This is a genomic window from Azospira sp. I09 (assembly GCF_009177135.1).
GTDB classification, from domain to species: Bacteria; Pseudomonadota; Gammaproteobacteria; order Burkholderiales; family Rhodocyclaceae; genus Azospira; species Azospira oryzae.
Genome location: NZ_AP021845.1, coordinates 207,928 through 229,750 on the forward strand (window position 1 = coordinate 207,928; position 21,823 = coordinate 229,750).

General features: G+C 61.3%; 30 protein-coding genes. 4 read left to right on the top strand and 26 right to left on the bottom strand.

Annotated elements, in window-relative coordinates:
- Nucleotides 1-17: 17 nt before the first annotated feature.
- The 4 genes from AZSP09_RS18870 (at nucleotide 18) to AZSP09_RS18885 (ending at nucleotide 2,414) form a co-directional block, all read left to right on the top strand.
- On the top strand, nucleotides 18-305 hold the full coding sequence (locus AZSP09_RS18870) for a hypothetical protein (RefSeq protein WP_152091165.1): 288 nt from the start codon (nucleotides 18-20) through the stop codon (nucleotides 303-305).
- A gap of 5 nt (nucleotides 306-310) precedes the next feature.
- Nucleotides 311-1,045, top strand: coding sequence for a hypothetical protein (locus AZSP09_RS18875; protein ID WP_152091166.1), 735 nt, complete (start codon nucleotides 311-313; stop codon nucleotides 1,043-1,045).
- 401 nt (nucleotides 1,046-1,446) lie between these two features.
- Nucleotides 1,447-2,148: a hypothetical protein gene (locus AZSP09_RS18880; RefSeq protein ID WP_232058918.1), complete on the top strand. Its 702-nt coding sequence runs from the start codon at nucleotides 1,447-1,449 to the stop codon at nucleotides 2,146-2,148.
- A 2-nt stretch (nucleotides 2,149-2,150) separates the two neighbouring features.
- Complete coding sequence (locus AZSP09_RS18885; RefSeq protein WP_152091167.1) at nucleotides 2,151-2,414, top strand: hypothetical protein; 264 nt, start codon at nucleotides 2,151-2,153, stop codon at nucleotides 2,412-2,414.
- On the opposite strand, the gene AZSP09_RS18890 is transcribed toward AZSP09_RS18885, so the two are convergent.
- From AZSP09_RS18890 to AZSP09_RS19010, 26 genes are all read right to left on the bottom strand, one after another.
- Nucleotides 2,392-2,700 carry a hypothetical protein gene (locus AZSP09_RS18890; RefSeq protein WP_152091168.1) on the bottom strand — a complete coding sequence of 103 codons (309 nt, stop codon included), beginning with the start codon at nucleotides 2,698-2,700 and terminating at the stop codon, nucleotides 2,392-2,394. The genes AZSP09_RS18885 and AZSP09_RS18890 overlap by 23 nt on opposite strands.
- 2 nt (nucleotides 2,701-2,702) lie before the next feature.
- Nucleotides 2,703-2,909: a hypothetical protein gene (locus AZSP09_RS18895; RefSeq protein ID WP_152091169.1), complete on the bottom strand. Its 207-nt coding sequence runs from the start codon at nucleotides 2,907-2,909 to the stop codon at nucleotides 2,703-2,705.
- 73 nt (nucleotides 2,910-2,982) lie between these two features.
- Nucleotides 2,983-3,264, bottom strand: a complete 282-nt coding sequence (locus AZSP09_RS18900; protein ID WP_152091170.1) for a hypothetical protein — start codon at nucleotides 3,262-3,264, stop codon at nucleotides 2,983-2,985.
- A complete protein-coding gene (locus AZSP09_RS18905) occupies nucleotides 3,264-3,545 on the bottom strand; it encodes a hypothetical protein (protein ID WP_152091171.1) in 282 nt (93 codons plus the stop codon). Before AZSP09_RS18905 ends, AZSP09_RS18900 begins: the two co-directional genes overlap by 1 nt.
- A gap of 10 nt (nucleotides 3,546-3,555) precedes the next feature.
- The gene (locus tag AZSP09_RS18910) at nucleotides 3,556-4,095 is read right to left on the bottom strand and encodes a hypothetical protein (protein WP_152091172.1); all 540 of its coding nucleotides are present in this window, start codon (nucleotides 4,093-4,095) and stop codon (nucleotides 3,556-3,558) included.
- Nucleotides 4,096-4,118: 23 nt separating this feature from the next.
- Nucleotides 4,119-4,376, bottom strand: a complete 258-nt coding sequence (locus AZSP09_RS18915) for a hypothetical protein (protein ID WP_152091173.1) — start codon at nucleotides 4,374-4,376, stop codon at nucleotides 4,119-4,121.
- 18 nt (nucleotides 4,377-4,394) lie between these two features.
- Nucleotides 4,395-5,051 (bottom strand): ERCC4 domain-containing protein, encoded by a 657-nt coding sequence (locus AZSP09_RS18920; protein ID WP_152091174.1) that lies wholly within the window; start codon nucleotides 5,049-5,051, stop codon nucleotides 4,395-4,397.
- Between the two features lie 193 nt (nucleotides 5,052-5,244).
- Nucleotides 5,245-5,403, bottom strand: coding sequence for a hypothetical protein (locus tag AZSP09_RS20045; RefSeq protein ID WP_172974839.1), 159 nt, complete (start codon nucleotides 5,401-5,403; stop codon nucleotides 5,245-5,247).
- 6 nt (nucleotides 5,404-5,409) lie between these two features.
- Nucleotides 5,410-7,770 (bottom strand): hypothetical protein, encoded by a 2,361-nt coding sequence (locus AZSP09_RS18925; RefSeq protein WP_152091175.1) that lies wholly within the window; start codon nucleotides 7,768-7,770, stop codon nucleotides 5,410-5,412.
- 105 nt (nucleotides 7,771-7,875) lie between these two features.
- Complete coding sequence (locus AZSP09_RS18930; RefSeq protein ID WP_152091176.1) at nucleotides 7,876-9,783, bottom strand: hypothetical protein; 1,908 nt, start codon at nucleotides 9,781-9,783, stop codon at nucleotides 7,876-7,878.
- Entirely contained in the window at nucleotides 9,780-10,724 is a 945-nt protein-coding gene (locus AZSP09_RS18935; protein WP_152091177.1) for a hypothetical protein, read from the bottom strand. Before AZSP09_RS18935 ends, AZSP09_RS18930 begins: the two co-directional genes overlap by 4 nt.
- Nucleotides 10,721-11,254 carry a hypothetical protein gene (locus AZSP09_RS18940; RefSeq protein ID WP_152091178.1) on the bottom strand — a complete coding sequence of 178 codons (534 nt, stop codon included), beginning with the start codon at nucleotides 11,252-11,254 and terminating at the stop codon, nucleotides 10,721-10,723. Before AZSP09_RS18940 ends, AZSP09_RS18935 begins: the two co-directional genes overlap by 4 nt.
- A 142-nt stretch (nucleotides 11,255-11,396) precedes the next feature.
- Nucleotides 11,397-11,864 carry a hypothetical protein gene (locus tag AZSP09_RS18945; RefSeq protein ID WP_152091179.1) on the bottom strand — a complete coding sequence of 156 codons (468 nt, stop codon included), beginning with the start codon at nucleotides 11,862-11,864 and terminating at the stop codon, nucleotides 11,397-11,399.
- Nucleotides 11,865-11,873: 9 nt separating this feature from the next.
- Nucleotides 11,874-12,485, bottom strand: a complete 612-nt coding sequence (locus tag AZSP09_RS18950) for a phospholipase D family nuclease (RefSeq protein WP_152091180.1) — start codon at nucleotides 12,483-12,485, stop codon at nucleotides 11,874-11,876.
- A 45-nt stretch (nucleotides 12,486-12,530) separates the two neighbouring features.
- Entirely contained in the window at nucleotides 12,531-13,667 is a 1,137-nt protein-coding gene (locus AZSP09_RS18955) for a phosphoadenosine phosphosulfate reductase family protein (protein ID WP_152091181.1), read from the bottom strand.
- 130 nt (nucleotides 13,668-13,797) lie between these two features.
- Entirely contained in the window at nucleotides 13,798-14,775 is a 978-nt protein-coding gene (locus AZSP09_RS18960; protein WP_172974840.1) for a deazapurine DNA modification protein DpdA family protein, read from the bottom strand.
- Nucleotides 14,776-14,825: 50 nt separating this feature from the next.
- Nucleotides 14,826-15,098: a hypothetical protein gene (locus AZSP09_RS18965; protein ID WP_152091182.1), complete on the bottom strand. Its 273-nt coding sequence runs from the start codon at nucleotides 15,096-15,098 to the stop codon at nucleotides 14,826-14,828.
- A gap of 11 nt (nucleotides 15,099-15,109) precedes the next feature.
- A complete protein-coding gene (gene thyA, locus AZSP09_RS18970) occupies nucleotides 15,110-16,087 on the bottom strand; it encodes a thymidylate synthase (RefSeq protein WP_152091183.1) in 978 nt (325 codons plus the stop codon).
- A gap of 108 nt (nucleotides 16,088-16,195) precedes the next feature.
- Nucleotides 16,196-18,157 carry a DNA cytosine methyltransferase gene (locus AZSP09_RS18975; protein WP_152091184.1) on the bottom strand — a complete coding sequence of 654 codons (1,962 nt, stop codon included), beginning with the start codon at nucleotides 18,155-18,157 and terminating at the stop codon, nucleotides 16,196-16,198.
- Between the two features lie 127 nt (nucleotides 18,158-18,284).
- The gene (locus AZSP09_RS18980) at nucleotides 18,285-18,611 is read right to left on the bottom strand and encodes a DUF4326 domain-containing protein (protein ID WP_152091185.1); all 327 of its coding nucleotides are present in this window, start codon (nucleotides 18,609-18,611) and stop codon (nucleotides 18,285-18,287) included.
- A 5-nt stretch (nucleotides 18,612-18,616) separates the two neighbouring features.
- Nucleotides 18,617-19,750: a DUF5131 family protein gene (locus AZSP09_RS18985; protein WP_152091186.1), complete on the bottom strand. Its 1,134-nt coding sequence runs from the start codon at nucleotides 19,748-19,750 to the stop codon at nucleotides 18,617-18,619.
- Nucleotides 19,743-20,048, bottom strand: coding sequence for a hypothetical protein (locus AZSP09_RS18990; RefSeq protein WP_152091187.1), 306 nt, complete (start codon nucleotides 20,046-20,048; stop codon nucleotides 19,743-19,745). The genes AZSP09_RS18985 and AZSP09_RS18990 overlap by 8 nt, the downstream gene beginning before the upstream one ends.
- Nucleotides 20,041-20,532 (bottom strand): hypothetical protein, encoded by a 492-nt coding sequence (locus AZSP09_RS18995; protein ID WP_152091188.1) that lies wholly within the window; start codon nucleotides 20,530-20,532, stop codon nucleotides 20,041-20,043. Before AZSP09_RS18995 ends, AZSP09_RS18990 begins: the two co-directional genes overlap by 8 nt.
- 12 nt (nucleotides 20,533-20,544) lie before the next feature.
- The gene (locus tag AZSP09_RS19000; protein WP_152091189.1) at nucleotides 20,545-21,012 is read right to left on the bottom strand and encodes a zinc-finger-containing protein; all 468 of its coding nucleotides are present in this window, start codon (nucleotides 21,010-21,012) and stop codon (nucleotides 20,545-20,547) included.
- The gene (locus AZSP09_RS20185) at nucleotides 21,002-21,349 is read right to left on the bottom strand and encodes a hypothetical protein (protein ID WP_197739102.1); all 348 of its coding nucleotides are present in this window, start codon (nucleotides 21,347-21,349) and stop codon (nucleotides 21,002-21,004) included. The genes AZSP09_RS19000 and AZSP09_RS20185 overlap by 11 nt, the downstream gene beginning before the upstream one ends.
- Complete coding sequence (locus AZSP09_RS19010; protein ID WP_152091190.1) at nucleotides 21,343-21,783, bottom strand: hypothetical protein; 441 nt, start codon at nucleotides 21,781-21,783, stop codon at nucleotides 21,343-21,345. The genes AZSP09_RS20185 and AZSP09_RS19010 overlap by 7 nt, the downstream gene beginning before the upstream one ends.
- Nucleotides 21,784-21,823 lie beyond the last annotated feature (40 nt).

Below are 21,823 nucleotides of genomic sequence, written 5' to 3' on the forward strand. Positions count from 1 at the left end.
CAGCACAGGGGAATCCCATGAACGACCATATTTCGCGCATCAAGGCCATCGATGGGCAGTTGAAGGCGCTCGATCGGATCAGCACGCAAGGCGAATACCATGCCGCCGGCCTGTCCATCACCCTGACCGTCGGAGTGCCCAATGAGGGCGATCAGCCGTCGCTGAATATCGGGCTGTGCAGCAACCTCGACCAGATTCTCGACGCGCTCAAGACCGGCCTCCAGCAAGCGCGCAGCGAGCGCACGCTGATGGCCAAATCCGAACTCAAGGAGCTTCAGGCCTTCTTCGACAAGGAAGGGAGCTAATCACCATGCAGATCACAACCCACCTCACCTCTTCCGAGCATGGCTTCGATGACTTCGATGTGTTGGGACTGCCCCATGTCCACCGTGTCTGTGTCGGACATGGCATCAAGAATGGGGACATCTTCAACGTCTATTGCGACGACGGATGCAAGCTGGGCGCCACCTGGCGCGGCACCCTGGAACGCTCCCTGCTCAGTTTCTCCATCGCCCATGTGGGCTATCGCGGTTTGGTCGAGGCTATCCCTACCAGCGGGGAGGATGGTCGCCATGATTGGTGCATCGGCAAGGGCTGCGAATCCGGCTTCCTTGCGTTTGTCGACGACCGCCCGTTGAGCTACCGCCCGACGCCGAGGGCTGCTCGGGCGCTGGCTCTTGATGTCATCGCGCGCTGCCGTGCCGACGGCGATTATCGACTCAATGACCGGCCTGCCGGGTGGTCCCCGCCCCCTTTGCCCGAAGGCAACGATCGCACACCGGACGAGGTGCGCACCGAACGTCACGCAGGAATTTCTGTTGGTGACTTCGTGACGGCGAAAGGCTGGGATGGCGAGTGGATCGTGGAATCCATCCTTTTGTCCGAGGGTGGGCAGACCCGCGACAACCCGTTCCGGCTCTGTTCTGTGGATAGCGACGACTCCGAGGGCACCCCCACCACCTACGGAACCGTGCCCAGTGGGGACGGCCATGTGCGTATCTGGGCGGCTGCAAATGATCTTTCTCGGTGTCCGCAAGGGAAATGACGATGGGCGCGACTGGAGACAAAACCGCAGGGCGGACATCCAGCAGGCCTCGCCGACAGAGGCGCGACCTTGAGTTCGAGAAGTTCCGCGCCCGGCTTTTCTCGGACGAATCATTGCTGTCCTTTGGGACCAATGAGAAGGGGGAGCGCGTCTGCTACGGCGTGAGTATCGACAAGTTGAGCAAGGCGATCGACGACGGGAAATTCTAGGGGGAAACACGGTCCTTTATGGACCCGCAACCCTTGCCGTTGCTTGGTTTCCGAGGTTCCAATCAAATCAGAATCAGTGATGGTAGATCGGCAGAATTCTTCCTGTAGGCAGCAGACCTCCTGCAGCCCTTTCATGAGGAAGAAATGATGCAAGTAGCTACCGATGTTCTGGCCGTCCTGAGCCGAGCCCAAATGAACGGCAATGCCCTGAAGATTGACGAGCAGCTGGACCGCAACATGTACCAGCGCACCAACAAGGTTCTTGAGGCAGCCGGCGGCAAGTGGAACCGCAAAGCCCAGGCCCACCTCTTCGATGACGACGCCTTCACGCGCATCGACCAGATCATCCTCACCGGCCAGGTCGAAGTCCCCAAGGACGAGTTCAATTTCTTCCCGACCCCGCCGGCCGTCGTCGGCCGCCTGATGGAAATCGCCGGTATTCGCCCGGGCATGATGGTTCTGGAGCCGGAAGCCGGCCGCGGCGACATCGCCTTCGCCTGTGTCGATGCCGGTGCCGTCGTCGATTGCTACGAGCTAATGCAGGCGAACTTCGACTTCCTGGTCAGCAGCGGGCGCTTCAACTCTGTGCACCACATGGACTTCCTGGCAGTCGAGCCCATGCCGATCTACGACCGTATCACGATGAATCCTCCGTTCCTGAAGCAGGCCGATATCAAGCATGTCCAACACGCCCTCCGCTTCCTGAAGCCCGATGGCCTGCTGACCTCGGTGATGTCCGCCGGTGTCTCCTTCCGCGACAACAAGCTCACTCAGGATTTCCGCGATCTGATCCGCGCCCGCGGCGGTGACATCGAAGCCCTGCCCGAAGGCGCCTTCAAGGCCTCCGGCACGATGGTCAACACCCTCATCGCGACCATTCCCGGCGGCGCCTGAGCATGACCATTACGGAAGCCATCCGTAAGCACGGCCTCGAGTTCCTGCGGGGTCGTGTGGTGACCAACGGCAATCAGCGCCTGATCATCAACGACAAGGATCTCGATGCCGCCATCGAGCTATGGGAAGATGAGCCGGAGAACGCACATCGCCATCGCCGCTTCTACGGCTCCGAGGTCAGGAACGATCCGATGCACTGCCTCTGGATCTACGGCTCTTTCCAGGTTGAGGAAGTCGCCGAGGCTACGCCTTCCGCAGCATCCTGAAGCCGAAGGCTTCGCGGGGAACACCGGCGGCCAACATGGCCTTGGCCAGCCGGTTGTTCACCACCAGGAGCACCAAGGTATTGATCCCCGGCAGCACTGCCGCTAAGGCGATGGCCACCGAGGCGATGCGGCGGGAACCAGCAGCCCGAGCACCATGGACGGCGAAATAGACATGGAGCGGCATGACAGTCATGACCAGCACCCAATTGCTGAACAGAGACAAAAAACCCCCGATCGCTGTCAGCATGGACAGGGTATGCAAGGCGATCAGGCGTTCCCGGTCCATTGTCACTCCGAATAGCCGCAGCCGCGGCAGAAGAACCCTTCCTGCTGGCCACCAACCGCCCCCGCCAGCAGCCATACCGCGCCCACCGGCACGACCAGCATGCCCAGGATGTTGATCCGCTCTTCGCTGACCCCAGCGGCGCTGGCAAACAGGGCCACCACGCAAATCAAAAGCAGCAGGCCGAGGGCATGGCCGACCAGGACGCGCAACGGTGGGCGGCCCTGGCTTACGGCCTGGACGGCCTTGTCACATTCCGGGCAGGTTCCCGCCCGCCGGCGGCGATCAGAGCACATCGTTGGTACGCATTCCCTCAATGGTCCGCCACAGCTCGAGCAGCCCGAGCTTTTCCACTGCCAGCGCTTCGGCCAGTTCCTCTGTATCCGAGAGCGAAATTGCCTCGATCTCGCCCGGCGCGAACGTCCCCACGGGCGCCGACACGAACCACTTGCCTTTATCCTCGTCCGGTATGGGCTGCCCGGCTCTGTCGGTCTCGTAGACTTCGCCAACCTTGTAGAAGGCGATGCCGAACCGCTCACAGAGTTCGCGATTGGACACGGTGGACATCAGGCCAGCGCCTCCCTGGGCACGACGACGACAACCCCGGCGATGTAGTCGTCAGGTTGAATGGACTCGGCCTCTCGTGCGGTCGCGGAGGCAGTCTCATTGACGACATGCAAGCCATCCTTCGCCTCCCCCCCAAACACCAGGTATTTGGCGCCCGGCACGGGCACCGCCTCGAGGTGGCCACCGACAAGATCCTGAAGCAGCCGCAGCCGCTGAACCTCGTCCTCTGGTAACTCGCAGGTGTCGGTCTCGCCGCCCGGATGAAGGATGGTTGCCAGCATCAGCACCCCGTCAGGCAAAAGCATACTGGCCGGAAGCGTCCTTGGCCGGACAGATCGCCCGGATCTCCGGGAAGAGCCGGATCCGGAGGTAGACCACGAAGGTCAGCATCACCGTGGCGAAGGCAACCCCCACCCAGGCAGCGTTATAGCCCTGCATGACGTCGCGGACCTGAATCCAATACTGGAACAGGCTGACGACGATGAAGAGGTTGTAGGCGGCGACGTTGTGGTTGATGAACCCGTAGGCTGTCAGGGCCGGGATCGCGCAGGCCACCAGGCCGCCCAGAAGGGCATAGCCGGTGCTGACGGGCTCGCCCACCTGCCACCCCACCAGGAAGGCCAGCATCATCTGGATGACGGCCACGGTGATCATGACCCGGATCTTCCACTTGTTCGCGCGCACCAGGCTGATATCGGCCTTGGATGCCAAAAGGTAGGCCAGGCGGCCGTCCGAATAGGCCCCGCCCTTCAACTCCTCGAAGATGTCCTTCTTGGACACGCCCTGCGCCCGCAGTTCGGCCATTCGCTTTCGGATGGATTTCTTGTCCATGACGGTCTAGTCCTCTTTCGTGTTCAGCACTTCAGGGCGGTACTCGATCCCTTGGCGACCGCGACACCCACAGCCGGGAGCGACCGGGTGTACGAGAAGCCAAACATGAACTCGAGCGCGGTGATCACCATGGTCAGCAGGAACGTGAGCTGCTGGGCCGTGTTGCTCTGGACAAGGAGGGCAAAATCGCGAAGCTGTATCTCGTCCGGGTTGGACGTGTAGAGGAAGGCAATCAGCACCAGGCCGACGGCGTAGAAGAAGTTGCGAAGCAAGGTTCTCATGAGGTATCTCCAGGGAGGTTACGAGAGGGCTGCAATGATGGTGTCGGCGCTCTTGGGGCCGAGTCCCTTCACCTGCAGCAACTCCTCTCGGGTTGCGGCAAACACGGCGCGCGGCGAACCGAAATGGGCGAGCAGAACCTGAGCGAGCTTCGGCCCGACGCTGGGCAGGCCTTCGAGAATGTACTGAGCCGCAGCCGGCCCCTTCGGTTTGCCGGCTCGAAGCGGCAGCTCGTAGCCCAGACCATGCTGGACGTGGAGCGCCATGCGGTGAAGGATGTAGGGGGTTCGCGCCAGGGACGGCGAGTGGATCAGCGATGCTCCCGAGAGCAAGGAGATGTAGGACAAGGCTCCATCCAGGGATTCTGGGCTGATCGCCGAGCGAGTCTCGTAGATGTTGCCTTCCACCAGGACGATTGCCCGCTCATGCTCGATGGCCATGCGGGCGAGCTGGTCGAACAAGCGGCCCTCCATCAGGCTGATCACGAAGTCACTGGCAGCTTTGCGCTCGACGGCGACGCCCGGCCCGATGAGATAGTCGCCGCTGGTCAGTTCGGCCTGCTCAAGGGACACGCCAGGGAGGTTTTGCAGCTTGAGCGCGATCCCGGAGCGGCTTTCGCGGCTGTCGGCGGTGATGATGACGGGCTTGATACCGTCCTTTGCGGATTTTTCGGTCATGCGAAAGGGAATACGGCGGCGCCGTGAGGGGATAATCGATTATCGGGGAGGAAGCTGCCTGGCTCCATGCGGAAATGCAGTTTGATTCCGGGGGTTAGGCGGAGGAATGGACCTGCTGGCCCAAAAAAGAACCCCTCAGCAGCTTCCCCGCTGCCGCGAGGTCACCGAGAGGGGCCGTGTTGTCAAAATTGTATCAGTTCGAGCGGGGCGAATTCAGGCTGCCCAGGTATTCCAGGATCGGCACTGCCTCGTATTTGGCAACATTCAGCGCCTCGACCTTCCTTTTGTCGAAGGTCTCCAGAAGCACTTTCCCGGTTGCCTTTTCCCGAATCACCCAGCTTGTCGTCTTCATACCCTGTTAGCCAACCTTGTACGTCTTTTTGTCAGGCTCATCTGCCTTGTCACGATTCACAATAGTCGGTCGACGCCACTGGTTCCTGCGGAGTGAATTCCCAGGCCCCCAAGGTTGCCACACGTATGAGCCCCGACGCACATGGGTTGATTTCCCTTTGCTTTCGCCACTTGGAAGCAAATCGTTCTCTTCGTCGCTTTCCGGGCCTATTGATATGTAATCGTAGAGCTTTGACGCCCGATCCATCGCTTTCTGGCGCTCTTTCCCTTGCTTTTGTCGAGCACTGGTCATGCCATCGGTTTTTGAATTCACCTCTCGGCGCCGTTGGTCAGGCAACGAGGTGTAGAGCAGGACCTTAACCATCGTGCGCATGAATTCCTTGAAGAGAGAACCTACAGCCTTCGCACTCTTGTCTTCCGCGTGCTCAGCCACGGCATTATCAACACACGCCAAACTCTCTCCTATCAACTTTCCGTCACCTGGCGAACAAACAATCCGCATAGCCTCGCTGGTCAAGTCGAATGTTTTATCAGCCTCTACGGTTATTGGAACGATCGTATAACGCCGCTCCTCCGGGCCGTTTTCATCTGCCTCGGAGGTCTCTTCGGAAACATAGAAACCGTCGATATAGATGTGTGATTTGCCATCCGAAGAATCAATGGTGATGGGCTTCTCGAAGTGGAAATAGCAATCCGGGAACGGTATTCGTATCGCCTCTGTTGGATAGTCGTCGGAAAGGTCCGTTTGAGCCAATGCGTCCATCAGACGTTCGCGTACAACGAACAGCGCCCCTCCTGCAGCAGCAAAGTGAGCGGCGCAGTACATTTGCTGGCACGGCAAGACTTGCATTGCATGTCCAGCTTGAAGCAGATCCAGAACTGGGTAACCAAGCTCTTCATCCAGCACTACAGCGGCAGCCTCCCTGGACAGCCCTGGGCGCCTGATAGTCTCCTTGAAGTCCTTCAAGAACGCCTTGGTGTAATGTTCTCGTAAGACGTTTTCAATACCGCCGCGTGCTTGACGCACAGGGTCTGGAAGCGTCTTCAATTGTTCGAGGAATGTTGGATTGTCGGAATTCTGGATTCGAGCATCCCATCCAATAGCCCATTCACCAGTCAGAAGAATGTCTCGAGCCTTTGGTCCAGCCTTGAGCAATGACGGGTCATACCATTGACCGTCAACCCACCGGACATAAGGCGAGCCTATTTCGTTTTTCTGGTATTGATCCAATTCAACCGATGGAAGTCTTTGAATTTCCACGCCAGCCTTTTTGGAAAAATTGTCGATCTCCATGTCCGCAAGATTCTGGGGAAATCCCGCAGGAAGCAACAGTCGGCTCGACGCCAACATCGCTCCGCTTTCACCCACAAACTGAACTCCCAGAAGTTGCGCCGACGAAGGGCGGCGAACAAATTCCATCCCTGCCACGATTTTCATCAAGCGGTCTGGATCTGTTGCCTGGGTTCTCACGCTCCCCAGAGAATCATGTACAGTCGCCAAAGCCTTCTGAATTGCAATGCCCTGGGTGCACGTAATTCCGTCAGACAGTTTGCGTACAGCCATCAGGTCAACGCGGAGGTCGGTTTGCGTCCGATTGATCTGCGCTACCGAGGTCATGATAATGTCGAGAACCTTCTGGCCGTAGTCAGTCAGAATTAATGGGCCATCGATAGCCTCTCTGATTGGCATATTCGGCACAGCCATGGCAAATGCGTAAAAGAATGCTTGCCGCGAGTACCATTCCGGGTCAGTCGCGGCCTGATTTGCTATGACTGTGGTTCTTCCTGCCAAGGCCCACCAGTCGAAATACTGCTGATCAGCATCATTCTTCTCCGGGTTGCTCAGAATAAAATTCAACCCGACCAGATCCATTGGGCTTGTGGCTTTATTTGGTACCGCCACAACCAATCCAGGCATTTGGGCGCCATTCGGATCGCGCAACTGATCCATCTGAACATCAATCCCGGAGGACAAAATCTTCAGGACATCGATGCTGTTCCAGTGACCAGAACCCGACAGAGTAAAAGGCACTGTGACAATCAAATGCGCGCAGCTACTCATTTTCTCTCGCCGCTGAGGAGTAAAACCAAAGCGAAGTAAATTCATGGCAGAGCGCATAGCGTTCCCCATCAATTCGCGAAGTTTCTCATCGGGGCAAGCGCAAATTGCTTCAGACAGAACATGAAACCCTTCATCCCGAAGTTCCACAAGCGCTTTCTCCACAGCGTTCAGCATCACGTTTTGAACGTTTTGGGGTGTCACCTTGGAGAGAATTGCTAAGGCTTCCTTGGAAAGTGGGCGTTTGATCATTTCTGTACCTATTTCATCAAAATCAGGTGCTACTTTAAGGCATTTGGTATCAGTCACTGAAGGCCAATAATCTTGGTCTCTTTGAGTTGGCTGATCTCGTTCATGGGTCGATCCTATCAGGCTGGATGACGGGGTTCTGGCTTTTCGTCAGAAGCCCTCGCCTCATGCCGCACAGGTTTCCGCTTGGAACCAGGCCGGGGGGATCGCTCGATGGAGCCGTGGATTCTCCCAATAGCTACGCGCCCTGGCACGAACCGCCTCCCGGTGGTAGTGGCGAACGCCCTTGTGTTCCTTGTAGGGAAGCTCGCCCTTCACACCCCAAGCATTCAGGGTAGCGAGGCTCACTGCTGCCTCAAGTGCGGCTTCGCTCAAAGACAGCCACTCAGCGCCCAGCTTCTCGACCTCGGGGGGCTGCTCCGACACTTCCCGCAGCCGCAGCAACATCGGCTCGGTGATGTAGAGGCGGCGACGGTCCCACTTGGCGCGGGAAACCCGCGTAGCGCCCTTCTCGATCTGCTCCTTCACCCACCCTTCGGTTCTGCCAAGCGCAGCAGCCGCTTCCTCGATGGTGTAGCCCTGGCGCGATTCGAGTCGCTTGCGGACGGCCTGGACGGTCACCAGGGGAATCTTCTCGGCGGCACGCCAATCAACCCCCTCGACCAGGTGGCGGAAACGCTCGACGGTGATTCCCAGGCGGCGGGCCGCCTGCTCCTCGGTGAACCCGATCTTTTCCCGTAGCTGGCCGCATTGGTGGCGCAGGACGTAGTTCACCCCCTTGGCCGTGCCGGTGACGCCGATCTTGGTCTTCAAATCGCCCGCGTCGATGAAGCCCCGCAGCTCCCGCATCGTGAAGAAGTAGGTGTCGCAGGCGGTGTCCAGGGTGATCCAGGACCGGGCGCTTTCACCGTCCGGGCACTTGCGGGCAATCCAGCGGGTTGCATCTGTGCGAGTGACGTACTGGACGCCCTCCTCGGCCGTCGCTGCCAGCACGCCATTGTCGATGGCCTGCTGCACCTCCTGGACCGTCTTTCCTGCCTGGTTTGCCACTTCCTCCAGGGTGATGCCCGGCGACCAGGGGCGGGTCAGATGACGCTTGGCCCCGTGGGCGAGGCCCGGATAGCGAGCCGAGTATTCCTCGAAGTTCTGCGGGACGCCCTGTTCGCCCCAAATCTCGACGCAGGTTTTGCAGGCTTCGGGGTGCTTGCGCTTCTCCCACAGCTTGTAGGTGGTTCTCAGGTTGTCGGTGTATTTGCCATGCCATGGCATCTGGCGGCCGGCCCGGCGATCAGCCAGAAGCTGGTCGGCGGTTTCCTTGGAAATCCACCATGTCCCGAATTGCGTCGACGGCCCCTTGGTTCCGTAAGGGTTGCATCGGATCGCCGTGGGGATCAGCCCCATGCGGGCATATTCCGAGAGCTTGTCGCTCTTGATCGACAGTGGCTCCCGGATGGTGGACAACTGGACGTAGCCTTCTGGCGGGAACACCCGCTTGGCTTTCCATGCCTCCCACTCGGCGTAAGGTATGACGTGAAGGCGCCCGACCCGATGGGTCTTCAACTCCCCCTTGTCGATGGTCTGATTGACGATGGCGAAGGAGCCGATGTCACGGGCTGCCTCGGCGGTGGTCAGCCCCCCGACCACATCGGTCGTTTGAAGACCGATCAGATTCGTGCGGACCTGGATAGCCGTCGGCGTCCGTTCAGCGTCGGGATCGCCCGTCTTCTCCCGCAGCCGAGTCGTCAGGACCTCGGCAATCGCTGCTTGGCTGATTTGCCCAACCAGACTGGCAAGCAGGGCGACTTCCGGCGACTGCCACTCGTAAGTGCCGTGAGAACCGAGTTTGCGGGGTGCCGGCCAATCGTCTTCCCCTGGCTCCCGGCCATGCCACAGCGCGAAGAGTTCGGCGAAATCCTTGGCCTTTTCGAGGCGGGAGCATGCCCCCGTGGCGCGCAGGCGCTGGATCGCATCGACCGGCTGGCCGACGACGGCCGCCAGCTCGTAGGCCTGGGCCTGCCAGCCGTTCGCAATGACGAACTTTTCCCAGTCGGCGAGCTTGGCGGATTTACTCATGCCCGTGCCTCCATCTCGTCCCCAAGGGCGCGGGCACCCGCCAGCATCTGCTGCGGCACAAGGCCGGCCACCGCCCCCAGTAGGCTCACCACCGGGTCGGTGAGGGCTTCCAGGCGCTCGGTGGGGATTTCGCGCATGGCGCGATCCCACTGGCTAAACGTCGCCGGCAGGATGCGCTTCACGGTCTTCGCCTTCGGGGCTACCTTCTTCAAGCCTTCGGCCATCGGCATCTTGGTCTTCTCGATGCCGCGACGGGAGAACAGCACGAATTCGCCAGGCCCGAGGGCGTTCAGGTCTTTGAACTCGATGCCGGAGGAGCGGAACATTGGGGCCAGGGCGGACCACGCTGTCGGGTCTTCCTGCGCGCCGACGAGCTTGAGGTTGGAATTCGAGAACATCGTGCGATGCAGCGTGCCGGTGTAGCGCAGCGCCGTCACGAACAGGTCTAGGGCGCGCTTGCGGCCGCGCTCGGCGAACTGGGCGATGATGTCGCAGGCCTCGCCCACGCCATCGGCCCGCTTCCGGGCCGCGCTGAATAGCTGCCCTTCGTCGATGCAGACGAACAGCGGCTTGCGAAGCTCGTCGGCGACATCGAGGATCACCTGCCCATAGGGGATGAAATCCAGCGCGTCCTTTGCGGACACCACCACGATGGGAACGTCGCGCAGCGTGAGGCGCTGACGCAGCGCATCGGCGTCCGCCACGGCGGCGCCATAGATCGACTCAAGTTCCCCTTCCGGGTCGATCAGGATACTGACCCAGCCCTGCTCCGAAAGCTGTTCCGCCATCAGCAGGCCGGCGTTGGTCTTGCCGAAGCCACGCGGCCCCACCGCCAGCGCCATGAGGCCCGTTGTCGAATACTCGGTCAAATCCAGAGGTTGACCACCAAGGTTCAGGCTTGCACCGACCATTTCGGTGCGACGAATCACGGTATGGCTCATGCGTCTTCCCCATTGAGCAGGATGTCCTTGAGGGTCATCACCTGTTTTTGATTGAGCGAATAGACCACGGCAAAGTCATTGATGACCTGTTCGTTGATCTGGTCGAGAACCCCTTCACGCCGGGCCTTGGCGAGCAGCTTGCGGAGCGTTCCCCAGTCGTTGCCGGAGGACGGGACTGCCGTCGTCACACTGGCGATCTCGGCCTTGAGCTGGTCGATGGTGTAAAGCACCGCGCTCCCGCCCTGGTCGCAGATCAGACGCTCGTTCAGGATGCCGAGAAGTTGCAGCGGTGCCATGTAGCCATGCACCTTGCGGATCAGCGCCTTGTCGGCAGCGGTGAAGCCGCTGGGCTTCTGCGCCGGGTTCGTCGGAACCACGGCCAGAGCAGCGCGGCGGGCCGGGCTGGAATCGTCGAGGCGGTGCTGGCGTACCGCTCCCGGATCGGGTGTTGGCATGGCCGGCATCGCGCCCGCCAGCATGGCTGTCAGCATGCTGGTGGAGCCAGCCGCTTCGTCTTTTTGGGTTCTCATGGGTGTTTCCCTCCAGAATTCAGGCAACCGCTCAGGGCGGGTGAAAGGTCATGTGGTAAAGGTACGTGAATGCCATCGGCGTTTCTTGAATTTGTTCGTCAATGCGGGCCGAAGCCCGCCTGGTGGCGTGGCTTTCGCCTGGTCAGTACCCAGCCAGGGTGAAAGTCCAACTGCCTCCGTGACGACGCCACGCGGCCAGGCGTCCCGTCTGCGTCGTCGCATCGGGGCGCACCAGCACGAACCAAACGGACGCGCTGTGTCCCTGCGGCGGCATGTGCTGGACTTCCTGCCGGACGATGACGATTTCCTTCGGCGTCGGCTTGGCCTGGTTGTCCGCGACGGCCGCCGCCACCTGGGCGTCAGATACGCCCACAGATCCGGCATTGGCCAACAGCGCCCGGCGCACGCGCGCAGGATCCTTCGAGTAAAGATCAGTCAGGTAAAGCCGCGCGGCGTCCTCAACAGACTGACTGGTTGCCGCGTCGGCTTGAACCTGGGCGATCGGGGCCTGCGTGTCCTCTTTGGACTTCAGGGGATTGCATGCTGCCGGAGCCAGGATCGCGGCCAGCAGTGCCGCCCCCACGACACCGATTCCGAGGTGATGGACCATGGCAGCCTCCTAGTAGCGAGTCTGGTAATCGTCGCCACGGGAGAAGCGGCTGTTCCAGTGCTCCAGGTAGCCCTTGGCCAGCTCAGGGTTCTTCCAGACCACCAGCACGTTCTCGCTGTTCTTGTTCGCCGCCGCGCCGCTGTAATTGAAGCTACCGGTCTCGACCGTCTCCCTGTCCGATACGACGATCTTGTCGTGGTGGATAGGGTAGATCGAGATCGTCCGCACGCGACAGCCAGCATTCACCAAGGCGGAGAGCGCCGCCCGGGCCTTGCCGGACTTGTCCTCGACGACGTTGTTCTTGTAGTCGGAAACGATGGCGACATCGACGCCCCGCCGGCGGGCCGCGATCAGGGCTTCCACCACCGGTGCCGAGGTCAGCGAATAGGTCATCATGCGGATCTCGGAGCGGGCTGATCCAATCACCTTCAGAACCAGCTTTTCGGCGCCTTCATTGGGGCTGAAGGCATATTCGATGGTCCCGCTATGCTGGACCGTCGAGGAATGGTCCTGGAGGCCCTGGACGGCCTTCTCGGCTACATTCAGCCAGTTGGTTGCGCCGGCCTGTCCGGCGAAAAGAACGAGTGCGAGGGCGGCTGCCCTGAGTACGGCATGCTTCATGTTGCTTCCTTTCGAGATTGAGCCGCTTGCGCGGCGGGAACGGTTTTACTCCCCCTTGCCCTTGGCTTGGCGGAGGGTGATGAGTTCTTGGTACCGGGCGATCACTTCGCCGGCCGTGGTGAAGCCCACAGAGATGCCCAGGATGTCGGCCACCGCCTGGCGGACTTCGGCGATAAGCTGGGCTTCCTCCTCGGTCGGCACGCAGGTTGGCCAACCAGAGGAATAGAGCAGGTGAGCAGGCAGCCGGGATTCAGCCTGGACGCGCAGTTCGGCGCGACGCTTGGCATCAGCCAGCCCTTCTCGCTCCTCTGCGGACAGAAGATGCGGGGCCACGTCGCCGAGCCACGTCGCCCCCTGCAGGGCGAACGTCGAGGCGATCTCCAGGCGCACCATCCGGCGGTAGATATCGGCGTTATCCGGGCAGGACGCCGATGCCTTCAAATCGCCGGCCGACCCCATAATGCAAAACGTGCAACTGAGGCGCGTGCTTCCGTAGACGGTGTAGGCCTCGTGCAGGGGCGCCTGCTTGAGCGCGATGTAGTCGAATACTGCTGGCGTCGGCCACTTGATCACTGGATTCCAGTTCATGCCCACGCATCCTCGGGCCGAGAGAAGCGGCTGCGGCGTAGCGATGGGCATTTTTGCTCGAGCAGCACTCTCCGCATGGCGAACGCCCGTTGCGGACAGGATTTTTTGCCCTGGGTACCGCTTCGTTAGCTCCCTGCAGATGATCGATGTCTTGAGCTCGCTGGTGCAGAATCTCATTGATGGGGTTGACCATGGAAGGATGATCCTCACCGTCGAGAGCGATGCGTACCGCTCAATGTTGTTCTTCCAGCGGACTTCCCATCGATCCATCATGTCGCCCGCAGCACGGCGCACGACGATGAGTTCCCATCCCAAGCGCTTTGCCAGGCGTTCGCACAGCGGTAGGCTATCCTTCCATTCGACAGTGCCAAGGTCGCTGTGGATGAGAACACGCGGCCCCGAATGACCAATCTGGTCGAGGTATTCGGAAACGCGAACGGCCATTGCGACACTGTCCTTCCCTGCGCTCACGCCAAGTGCGCAAACTGCGCCTGCCGCCAGCCACTCACTGACCTCCGGTGTCACGGCCACGTCGTACTGGCCTGCCGCGGCGATTGCCGGGGCGAATAAGTCAAGCTGCTGCAGTCGGTCCATCAAGTCGCACTCCGTTGGCTTGAGGGCGCGGCCCTCACTCAAACGTCATGCTACGGATTGACCCCACCCGATTCTGAAATACTTCCCTGTCCGCGATGGACTGTCTGGTGGCCCGTCTTCCGGCCCGAATTCAGGCGGCGAGCGGGAGGCGGAGCTGGTCGCCCGGCTGCGCGGACATGCGGGAGCGCGCCGTCCTCATCCAGCGGCTCATTTCGCTCGAGCGGTGGGCCGTGGTGTTGGACAGACCGCTCTGCCGCGCCTTGATCCTGGCGCCGAAGTCGTAGGCCATGGAGTCGGCCGAAGCCACCCAGTCCAACATCTTCACCTCGGACAGGCTCGCCCCCTTGACCCCGAACAGGTGCAGCCGCGCGCCTTGTGGCAGCTTCCCTTCCAGGGCGGACAGGATGGCGTAGAGGCCGTGTGTCGGGTGATGCAGGTTCCGCCGGCACACCGATCCAACTCCGATGAGCAGAGGCGCATCAAGCCAGGGCTGCCAGCGCTCCCAAACGGCCGTCAGCAGTTCCAGGCTGCGGAGGTAGTCGGATGCCGACCACCCCTGGATGACGGGCACCGGCGGCGGCAACATGTTGGCCACCACCGAGGCTGAGCACGTCTTGGCGAGTTCGTTCTGCCAGGCGTAGACCACGCGCAGCACGCCCTCAAGCAGCGTTGCCGTCGCGTTGATCCGGTAGTCGATCGCCGCCTGGTCCTGGGCGATCTCCGGCTCGCAGCAGAGATCCGGCTGGGACCACCACGACGGGCTCAACAACGACGCCAGTTCAACATACTGCTCGTATGACCAAGGGAATACCCCAGCCATGCCCGGCTGCTTTCCCTTCGCCTTCCACAGCTTCATTGCGGTGAAGCCGGCACTGTCCAGCGCAACATCGAGCTCGGATAGATCGGTGGCCTCCGGCACGCGGAAACAGCCCTTCTCGGCGTCCCAGAAGGCATTCGCGCTCACCATGACGGGGAAGTCTTCATTGAAGGCGTGAAAGGCCAGCTTTCCTCCGCGGTGGGGAATGCCGACCCGCATAACGAGCTCGTCATCCAGGACGGCATTGTGTTGCCCGGTGGGCAAACGCCCCAGTTCCAGCTGATGATCCATGTTGAAGCACTCCGATTGCTCGAGGGCGCGGCCCTCAGTCAGTCGTCATGCTACGGATTGGCCCTGGCCTGTTCCGAAATACTTCCCTGTCCGTTGGGGATCGGCTTCGCTTCGACCTGAATGTACTCAAGGTTGTCCGTTGGGTGCAGGATCAAACGCCCGCGGTAGCCTGGCACCCGATCATCGACCAGGACCCGCAGATGCGGGCCCTTGGCGGACGTGATGGTGCAGTTCCAGATAACCCCGGCCCCGTCGGTGTAGCGCACACGCACGCCACGCCGGGCGGGCACCCCGTAGGTCCTGCGGATGTACTCAAGGCTCATGGCGCCCCCGCTCAGGCGGCCATCGGGGCCTTGATCGCGGCATGCGATTCGTAGCCCTCGAGGGTGATGTCGGCGGGCTCGATGCGCGTGAAGGCACCGGCGACGTCCTCCAGGCGCTCGATCCGCTTGATGTTGTCCGACAGGATCAGCTTCGGGGCTTCGAGGTGTTCCCTGGCCAGCAGCTCGCGCACCTGGTCGAAGTGGTCCTCGTAGATGTGTGCGTTTGTCGCCTGGATCGTGACCACACCAGGCTCGAACCCGGCCAGCCGCGCCATGATCGCCAGGAAGATCGAGGTCGCCGCGATGTTCGCCGGCGCGCCAAGGAACAGATCCCACGACCTGATCGTCATGACCAGGTTGAGGACACGGGGGTTCTCGAAGGCCACGAAACGGTAGTCCATGTGGCAAGGCGGCAGCGCCATCATGTCCAGTTCGGCCACGTTCCAGCCAGAGACGATCACGCGCCGATCAGAGGGATCGGTGAGCAGCTTCTTCAGCGAGTTCTCCAGTTGGTTGATGGTCCGCTGCATGAGCCATTCGGTCTTCTTCCCGTCCTCGTCGACCGCATCGGCGCACATGCGCACTTGGTAGCCCAGGGCCAGGAGCCGATCACGTTCAGCCGGGGTATCCGCGATGCGGCGATCCATCCACTCGGTCCATTGCTTGCCGTAGATTCGCGATAGGTGGTCGTGACCGCGACGGTAGGGACTGGCCAGCCAGGCCGGCGTCTCGTTGGCGTTGATGTCCCAGAAATGGCAGCCCAAGGCGCGGAAGTCGGCGGCGTTGTCGTAGCCCCGGAAAAAGCCCAGCAGCTCGCCGACGATGTTCTTGAAGGGCAGCTTGCGGGTGGTCAGCGCCGGGAAGCCCTGACGAAGGTCGAATTGCACCTGATGCCCCACCAGCGCGCGGCAGAGCTTGTTGGTACGGGTGTTGTACTGATCGACGCCCTGCTCCATCGTCAGGCGCAGCAGCTGGTGGTAGTTTTCCATGGTTCCCTCGCGTAAAAGTAGAAATCGTTTGGACAGAGACAGGATGCCAGATCGATACCCCTTGATCTGGAATCCTTTCCGCTGTCCCTCTTGGATTGGCTGTGTCCGTCAGGCGGCTTTCTTGACCGCCAGCCACGGGGCATTGGCGCGCAGGAATGCCTCCGCCATCACCGGATTGACGCTGTTACCGATCATGCGGACCTGGGTGGCCACGGAGAACTTCCGGCCGTCGTGACCACGGTCGATGATGTAGTCCTCCGGGAAATCCTGGCCGCGCGCCAGTTCGCGGGGCGTAAGCATGCGAAGTCGAATATCGACAATCACATACGGGTCGCCCTTGATGAACACGGTGACCAAGGCCAACCGGTCTCGCGTCGTGATCGTGTTGAGCGGCTTGTCCAGCGCGGACCATTGCCCGCCCTCGCTGTAGTATTCCATCAGGAAGGCGGCGACTTTCAGCGCGCCTGCCTCGTCTTCAGGGGACAGGCCGTTTTCGGTCTCGCCGGCCAGCTCGCATTCCACCAAGGCAGACTTTCCTCCGCCCCCGGCCGTGGCGGTCCCCATCGAATCGTTCGCGGCATGCCCGACACTGTTGCCGAACTGGCGGGACAGGAAAGCTGCCACAAGCGCATGATGCTCCCCTCCAGCGGAGATGGTCTGGATCGGGGCGTTCAGATCCCGGGCGTCGCAGTTGTTGCGCAACTGAGCCAGGTTGAGTGCCACCAGTTGCTGCTGGCTGCCGGTCGTCGTGATCGACGTCATCGACTCATCCAGGCCGCGGCCGATCGTCGCGTTGAAACCGTCGTTTGCCTGCATCATGAAGGCGCTCGACGGGCCGGACGGCTTCGATGGCGACAGCACCGGGGTGGCCAGCATCAGCTCGCCGCGGTGGGCCGTGGTAATCGTGGGCAGAGAGCCCTCAACCGAGTGCATCCGGTCAGACCCTTGATGGGTTGCCGGGACGATGATCGGGGTCGCCACGGCGAATTCTCCGCCCTTGGTCGCCGCCTTCACTGTCCGCAACGGTTCCAGTGCGCTGTGAACCACATCCTGTCCGTTGTAGTGGGCAATCGGAACGATGCTCGGCGTAGCCAAATACTTGTGATTCCCGCCACAGCAGGTCGCCATCGGCTCGTCGACCATGCGGGGGACGTTGTTCATCATGTTGTTCACGATGAACGGCTTCGGGTTGTCCAGGACGAACTTCTTGATCCCCTTGGCGATCCGGCGCTTCGTGGCCGGCGCCAGTTCCTTCTTCCGGCCGAAGATCGACTTGCCCAGGTTGGAGAAGTCGATGCAATCGGCAGCCGGCTTGTAGGCCATCTGCTTTCCGGTGGGACTCTCGAAGTGGATCTGCTCGGGCCAAATGATGGGGTACCCATCCCGGCGCGCGATCATGAACAGCCGCTTGCGAGTGGTATGGCCGCCCAGTTTCGCCGCCACCAGCGCGCGCCACTCGACCACGTAGCCCATCGCCTGAAGCTTCCTGACGAACTTCTTCCAGGTCTCACCTTCCCGCTTGGGGTCGGGGATCAGGTACTGCTGCTGCACCGGCACGCGCTCACCTGGCTCGGCCACAACCTGCCGGACCTTCTTCTTACCCTTCACGACCTCGGTCACCAGCTTGATGACGCGGCCCGTAGCCTTATCCCGCTTGGCGATCAACGGACCCCATTTCAGGATGGCCAGGACGTTCTCGAGCGAAATCACGTCCGGCTTGGCTTGCCCAGCCCAGCGCATCCCCGACCAGGACAAGCCCCTGATCTTCTTCGATCGCGGCTGACCGCCTGCTGCTTGCGAGAAATGCGTGCAATCGGGCGAATAGTGGAACCAGCCCACTTCATCACCCATCGTCGCGCCACGAGGATCCACCTCGTAGGCATCGGCGCAGAAATGCCGCGTGGTCGGGTGATTGATCCGATGGCAGCTCACTGCGTCATCGTTGTGGTTGAAGCAGACATCCGGCGATCTGCCGAAAGCCTTCTCGAAGGCGATCGACATCCCGCCCGCGCCGGCGAACCCGTCAACGATCTTTTTCCGGTGGATGTTCAGCAGCAGTTGCTTGCCCATTGTTCGTGCCCTCTGTGAATGACGATTGGGTCAAGTCTGCCTATCTGAGCCAGGCCTTTCTGAAAAAAGCGGGCAGACCCCGGAGGTGTGCCCGCTTCAATCTGCCTGTCCGTAACATCTGCGCTGCTTATGTCTCCTTGTTGGCCAGCTCCAAAAGCACTGCCGCATGGCAGGCGTCCTCATACGGATCATCCTTCCCACACCAGCAGGCCAGATTCTTCCCAGCAAGCTCGGCCCTGGCTTCGGCTACCAGTTTGGGGTTGAGAGGAGCCAGCGACCGATACAACACGAACGCATGCCGCTTGTCCCGAACGATCTGGCCCTTGGTCGGACCGAACGGCGCTGGTTTCCCCGGCACAAAGGGGTTCCCCCACTTTGTCGTCCGATCCACTTTCACCGTGTTTTCCGGCATGCGCCAGCCTTTGGCGCGCTTTAGTTGCACACGTTCTGGCATGGCCGCTACACCGGGTAGCCGTCGTGAATCTCGCCGTCCAGCGTGCGCCCCGCAGCTTTCTTGCCGATCAGGAACATATCCGGCTCATCGTCGATATGGTCATCTTCACGCGCCTTGCCGACGCGCCGGATGTCCCACTTGCCGTTGAACCAGTACGCGGCGTCGATCGCACGGTCGTTGGGGCCAGCAACCTCGCCTGGCGCCCATTCGCCCCATTGTTTGAACAGATAGGGCACGCCGGCGGCTGCGCACTGATCACGCAGCATCCTCGCCCAAGCCGGAAGGCCTGGCCGAGCACCGATACCGCTCTCGAAACCCTGGACAACCCAGTCAATGCCCGGGTCGTAGGCGGTCCATCCTGCGCGCTCACCACAGTGCGGGCAGAGAGGCACGGTTTCCTCGCCATCCTTTACGGTCTCGATTTCGTCGGCGATCACATAGCAGCTGTCCGGACAAACGTCTTTGCACTGCACGCCCACCGGATTGAGCCATCGGGCCAGATCGATCTCCCCCAATTGGGGCTCGCAGCTTACCCAGCGCACTGCCGCTGGCGTGTCCATCAGCAATGGCACCCGCTCGTCAGCCGCTGCCTGATCTTCCACAGAAACGCCCAGCCAGATACGGGGATGGGGGCCATCAAAGTTCATCACCTGATCCCAGATGCCGTCGGGGTCCGTGCCGCCACCGTGATTGACAGCCGCCCGCGCCCAGGCCTCCCGCCGGTCGGTGCTGAAGTAGTCACGCATGCGCTGCGCGCGCTTGGTGAGCACCTGGAAGATATGGCCGTCCTGTTCGTTGCGGCCATACAGGCAGGCCCACATCACACCCATGATGGTGTCGATCCAATCGTCCGGCACGTCCGGGTGGAACAGATCCGAGTGGGCGCAGACGAACACCTGGCGCTGCCGCCCCCAACGAATCGGCTGGTCAAGCCATTCATGGTTCAGGCGCACTTCGCCGGTCCATACCGGACCGTTTTTGGTGTCGATGGTCAGCCCTGCGCGGGACGGGTGATTCTTGAGGCGGCCGCCGGCCAGCTTCATTGCATAACACAGCCGACAACCACCGGAGGTTACAGAGCAACCCGTTATCGGATTCCAAGTGGCATCGGTCCATTCAATCTTGCTGTTGTCAGCCATGAGCACTCCCTTCAGTTGTTGGTGGAGCCATCTTTACAGCCACCACCTTCCAGTCGCCGAACTCGCGACCGGCTTGCTTCAATCCATCGATCTCCAGCGCGATCTCGCTGGCGTTTTGTTCCGATGCGGCACAGCAAAGCAGCATGGCCGCCGCGAAAGTCGTCACGCGGTCAAGCTGCTCCGCAGCACTGGTCAGCAAAGCGATCTTCTTCTTCACCAACTTGCCGAGTGCGGCGTCGTCGAGGTCGCTCCAGAGTGCCGCAGCCTTCTCTTCCTCGGTAAGTATCAGTTCAGCCACAGACGCCCTCTGCCAGTTCTCTGGGCGTCAGGCCCAGGCTTTCGTTGAACAAGGTCTTTTCCTCGTCCGACAGGGACACGCCTTCGGCAGCGATCACCAACAGGGCGTCGGCCTGAGACCGACCACCCAGCGGGCGGAACTTCACGCCATAGACAGAGGTGCCATGCACCAGGGCCGGGATGATCTCGTCCCAGTTGCCGTCGCTGTCCCGATACACCCAGCGGATGTCTTCCAGGGCAACGTTGAGCGCCTGGATGTGCAGGTGATACAGGAAGCTCACCAGTTCCTCAGCGGAGTTGGTGATACTGGCCCCATGGTTGCCGTCGGTCATGGCCACGACGACTCGCCCATCACGTCCATGCAGGATCGCCACATGGGCCGTAGCCTTGCCCTGGGCCAGCCCGTGACGGGGAACCGCCCCCGCCCGACTCACCACCAGGGGAAACAGGCCACCAATCGGCGGCCGCGTCATCGTTGCTTGCATACCTTTCCCTTCCTAGACGAACAGTGCGCCGCTCTGGCACAGACTGACGACACGCTTGCACTCAGGCACATCCATCCAGGAGATGTGAGCGAAGCGAACCCCAAGGGCTTTGGCCAGTGCCCTGTAGGCCTGAGACCGGTGCCACGGGGTCTTCCCCCGCCACAGCCGGTCAAAGGCGTCATGGGCTTCCCGGCGGGCCTGCATGGTCGGCCCATCAGCCAGCGTGCCGAGCGGGATGTCGGTACCGGGATGGCATCCCACCCGCGCACCGCAGGACGTGCAGCAATAGGCCAAGGGCCATCCATACTCTCGGCCCTTGTAGAAATCGGCGTTGTTGACCAGCTTCACCTCGCCCTTGCAGAAGCGGCAGGTGTCCGGCACGGATACGGGATCACCCTTCACCCGCGCGACAGCCTCGGGCAGATTCACCGTCCGCCCGAACAACTCGTAGGGTTTGAACCGTCTGCGCTTACCGGCCATGGCTTTCACCGTTCGGGCAAGGTTGCAAGGCTCTGGAAGGGCAAATAATCCGCTGCACCGGCAGCATGGCCAGATCGTCGCGGTAGCTCCGCGACCGGTTGAGACGCGGCAGCACAAGCCACCGCCAAACGCCCAGGAGCGATGTTCCCGTACAGACGATCTGCATGGTGACCATGCCGAAGGTGTGCGTCATCACGCCATAGGTCATCCAGGCCGCGTTAGACACCAGGAACAGGACGAACCCATACCCGGACCAGCGATTGTTGAAGGCCAGGAGGAGCGCCCCGGCCGCGCCCCCGATGGCACCAATCCATTCGAGCATGCCGAGGCTCAGCATGATGCTTCCTCCGGCTTGGCCACCGCCATCCGCTGACGGCAGGCCTTCTGGCCAGGGCACGGCATAGACACCCAGCGATAGATGCCAGCGGCCGTCGCATCCAGCGCCAGCACCAGCCCGAGGGCGACCACCCCGGCGGCCTTGAATGATGCCAGGGTCAGGATTGCAGAGAAGCCCCCCCCATCGACGGTGTTTGCGATCCAGCCGACGGCACCGGCGATCATCAGCATGCCGACGAAGAACTGGGCCAGCGCACGCTGGCTGAGGGTGCTGTTGAGAGCTTCCGGGGGGGTGTCCACCACCCAGCTTCCGGTGTGCCCACAAACGACAATGGGGCGATGCCACGCGGCGTAGCGCCAGGTGGGCACGTCGATGTCACGCTTCAGCAGCAGGAGGAGCAGAGCGAATTGGTAGTGCAGGTAATTGCTGATCATGGTGATACTCCAAAGAGGTTGGTATCAGCCCCCCGGTCTT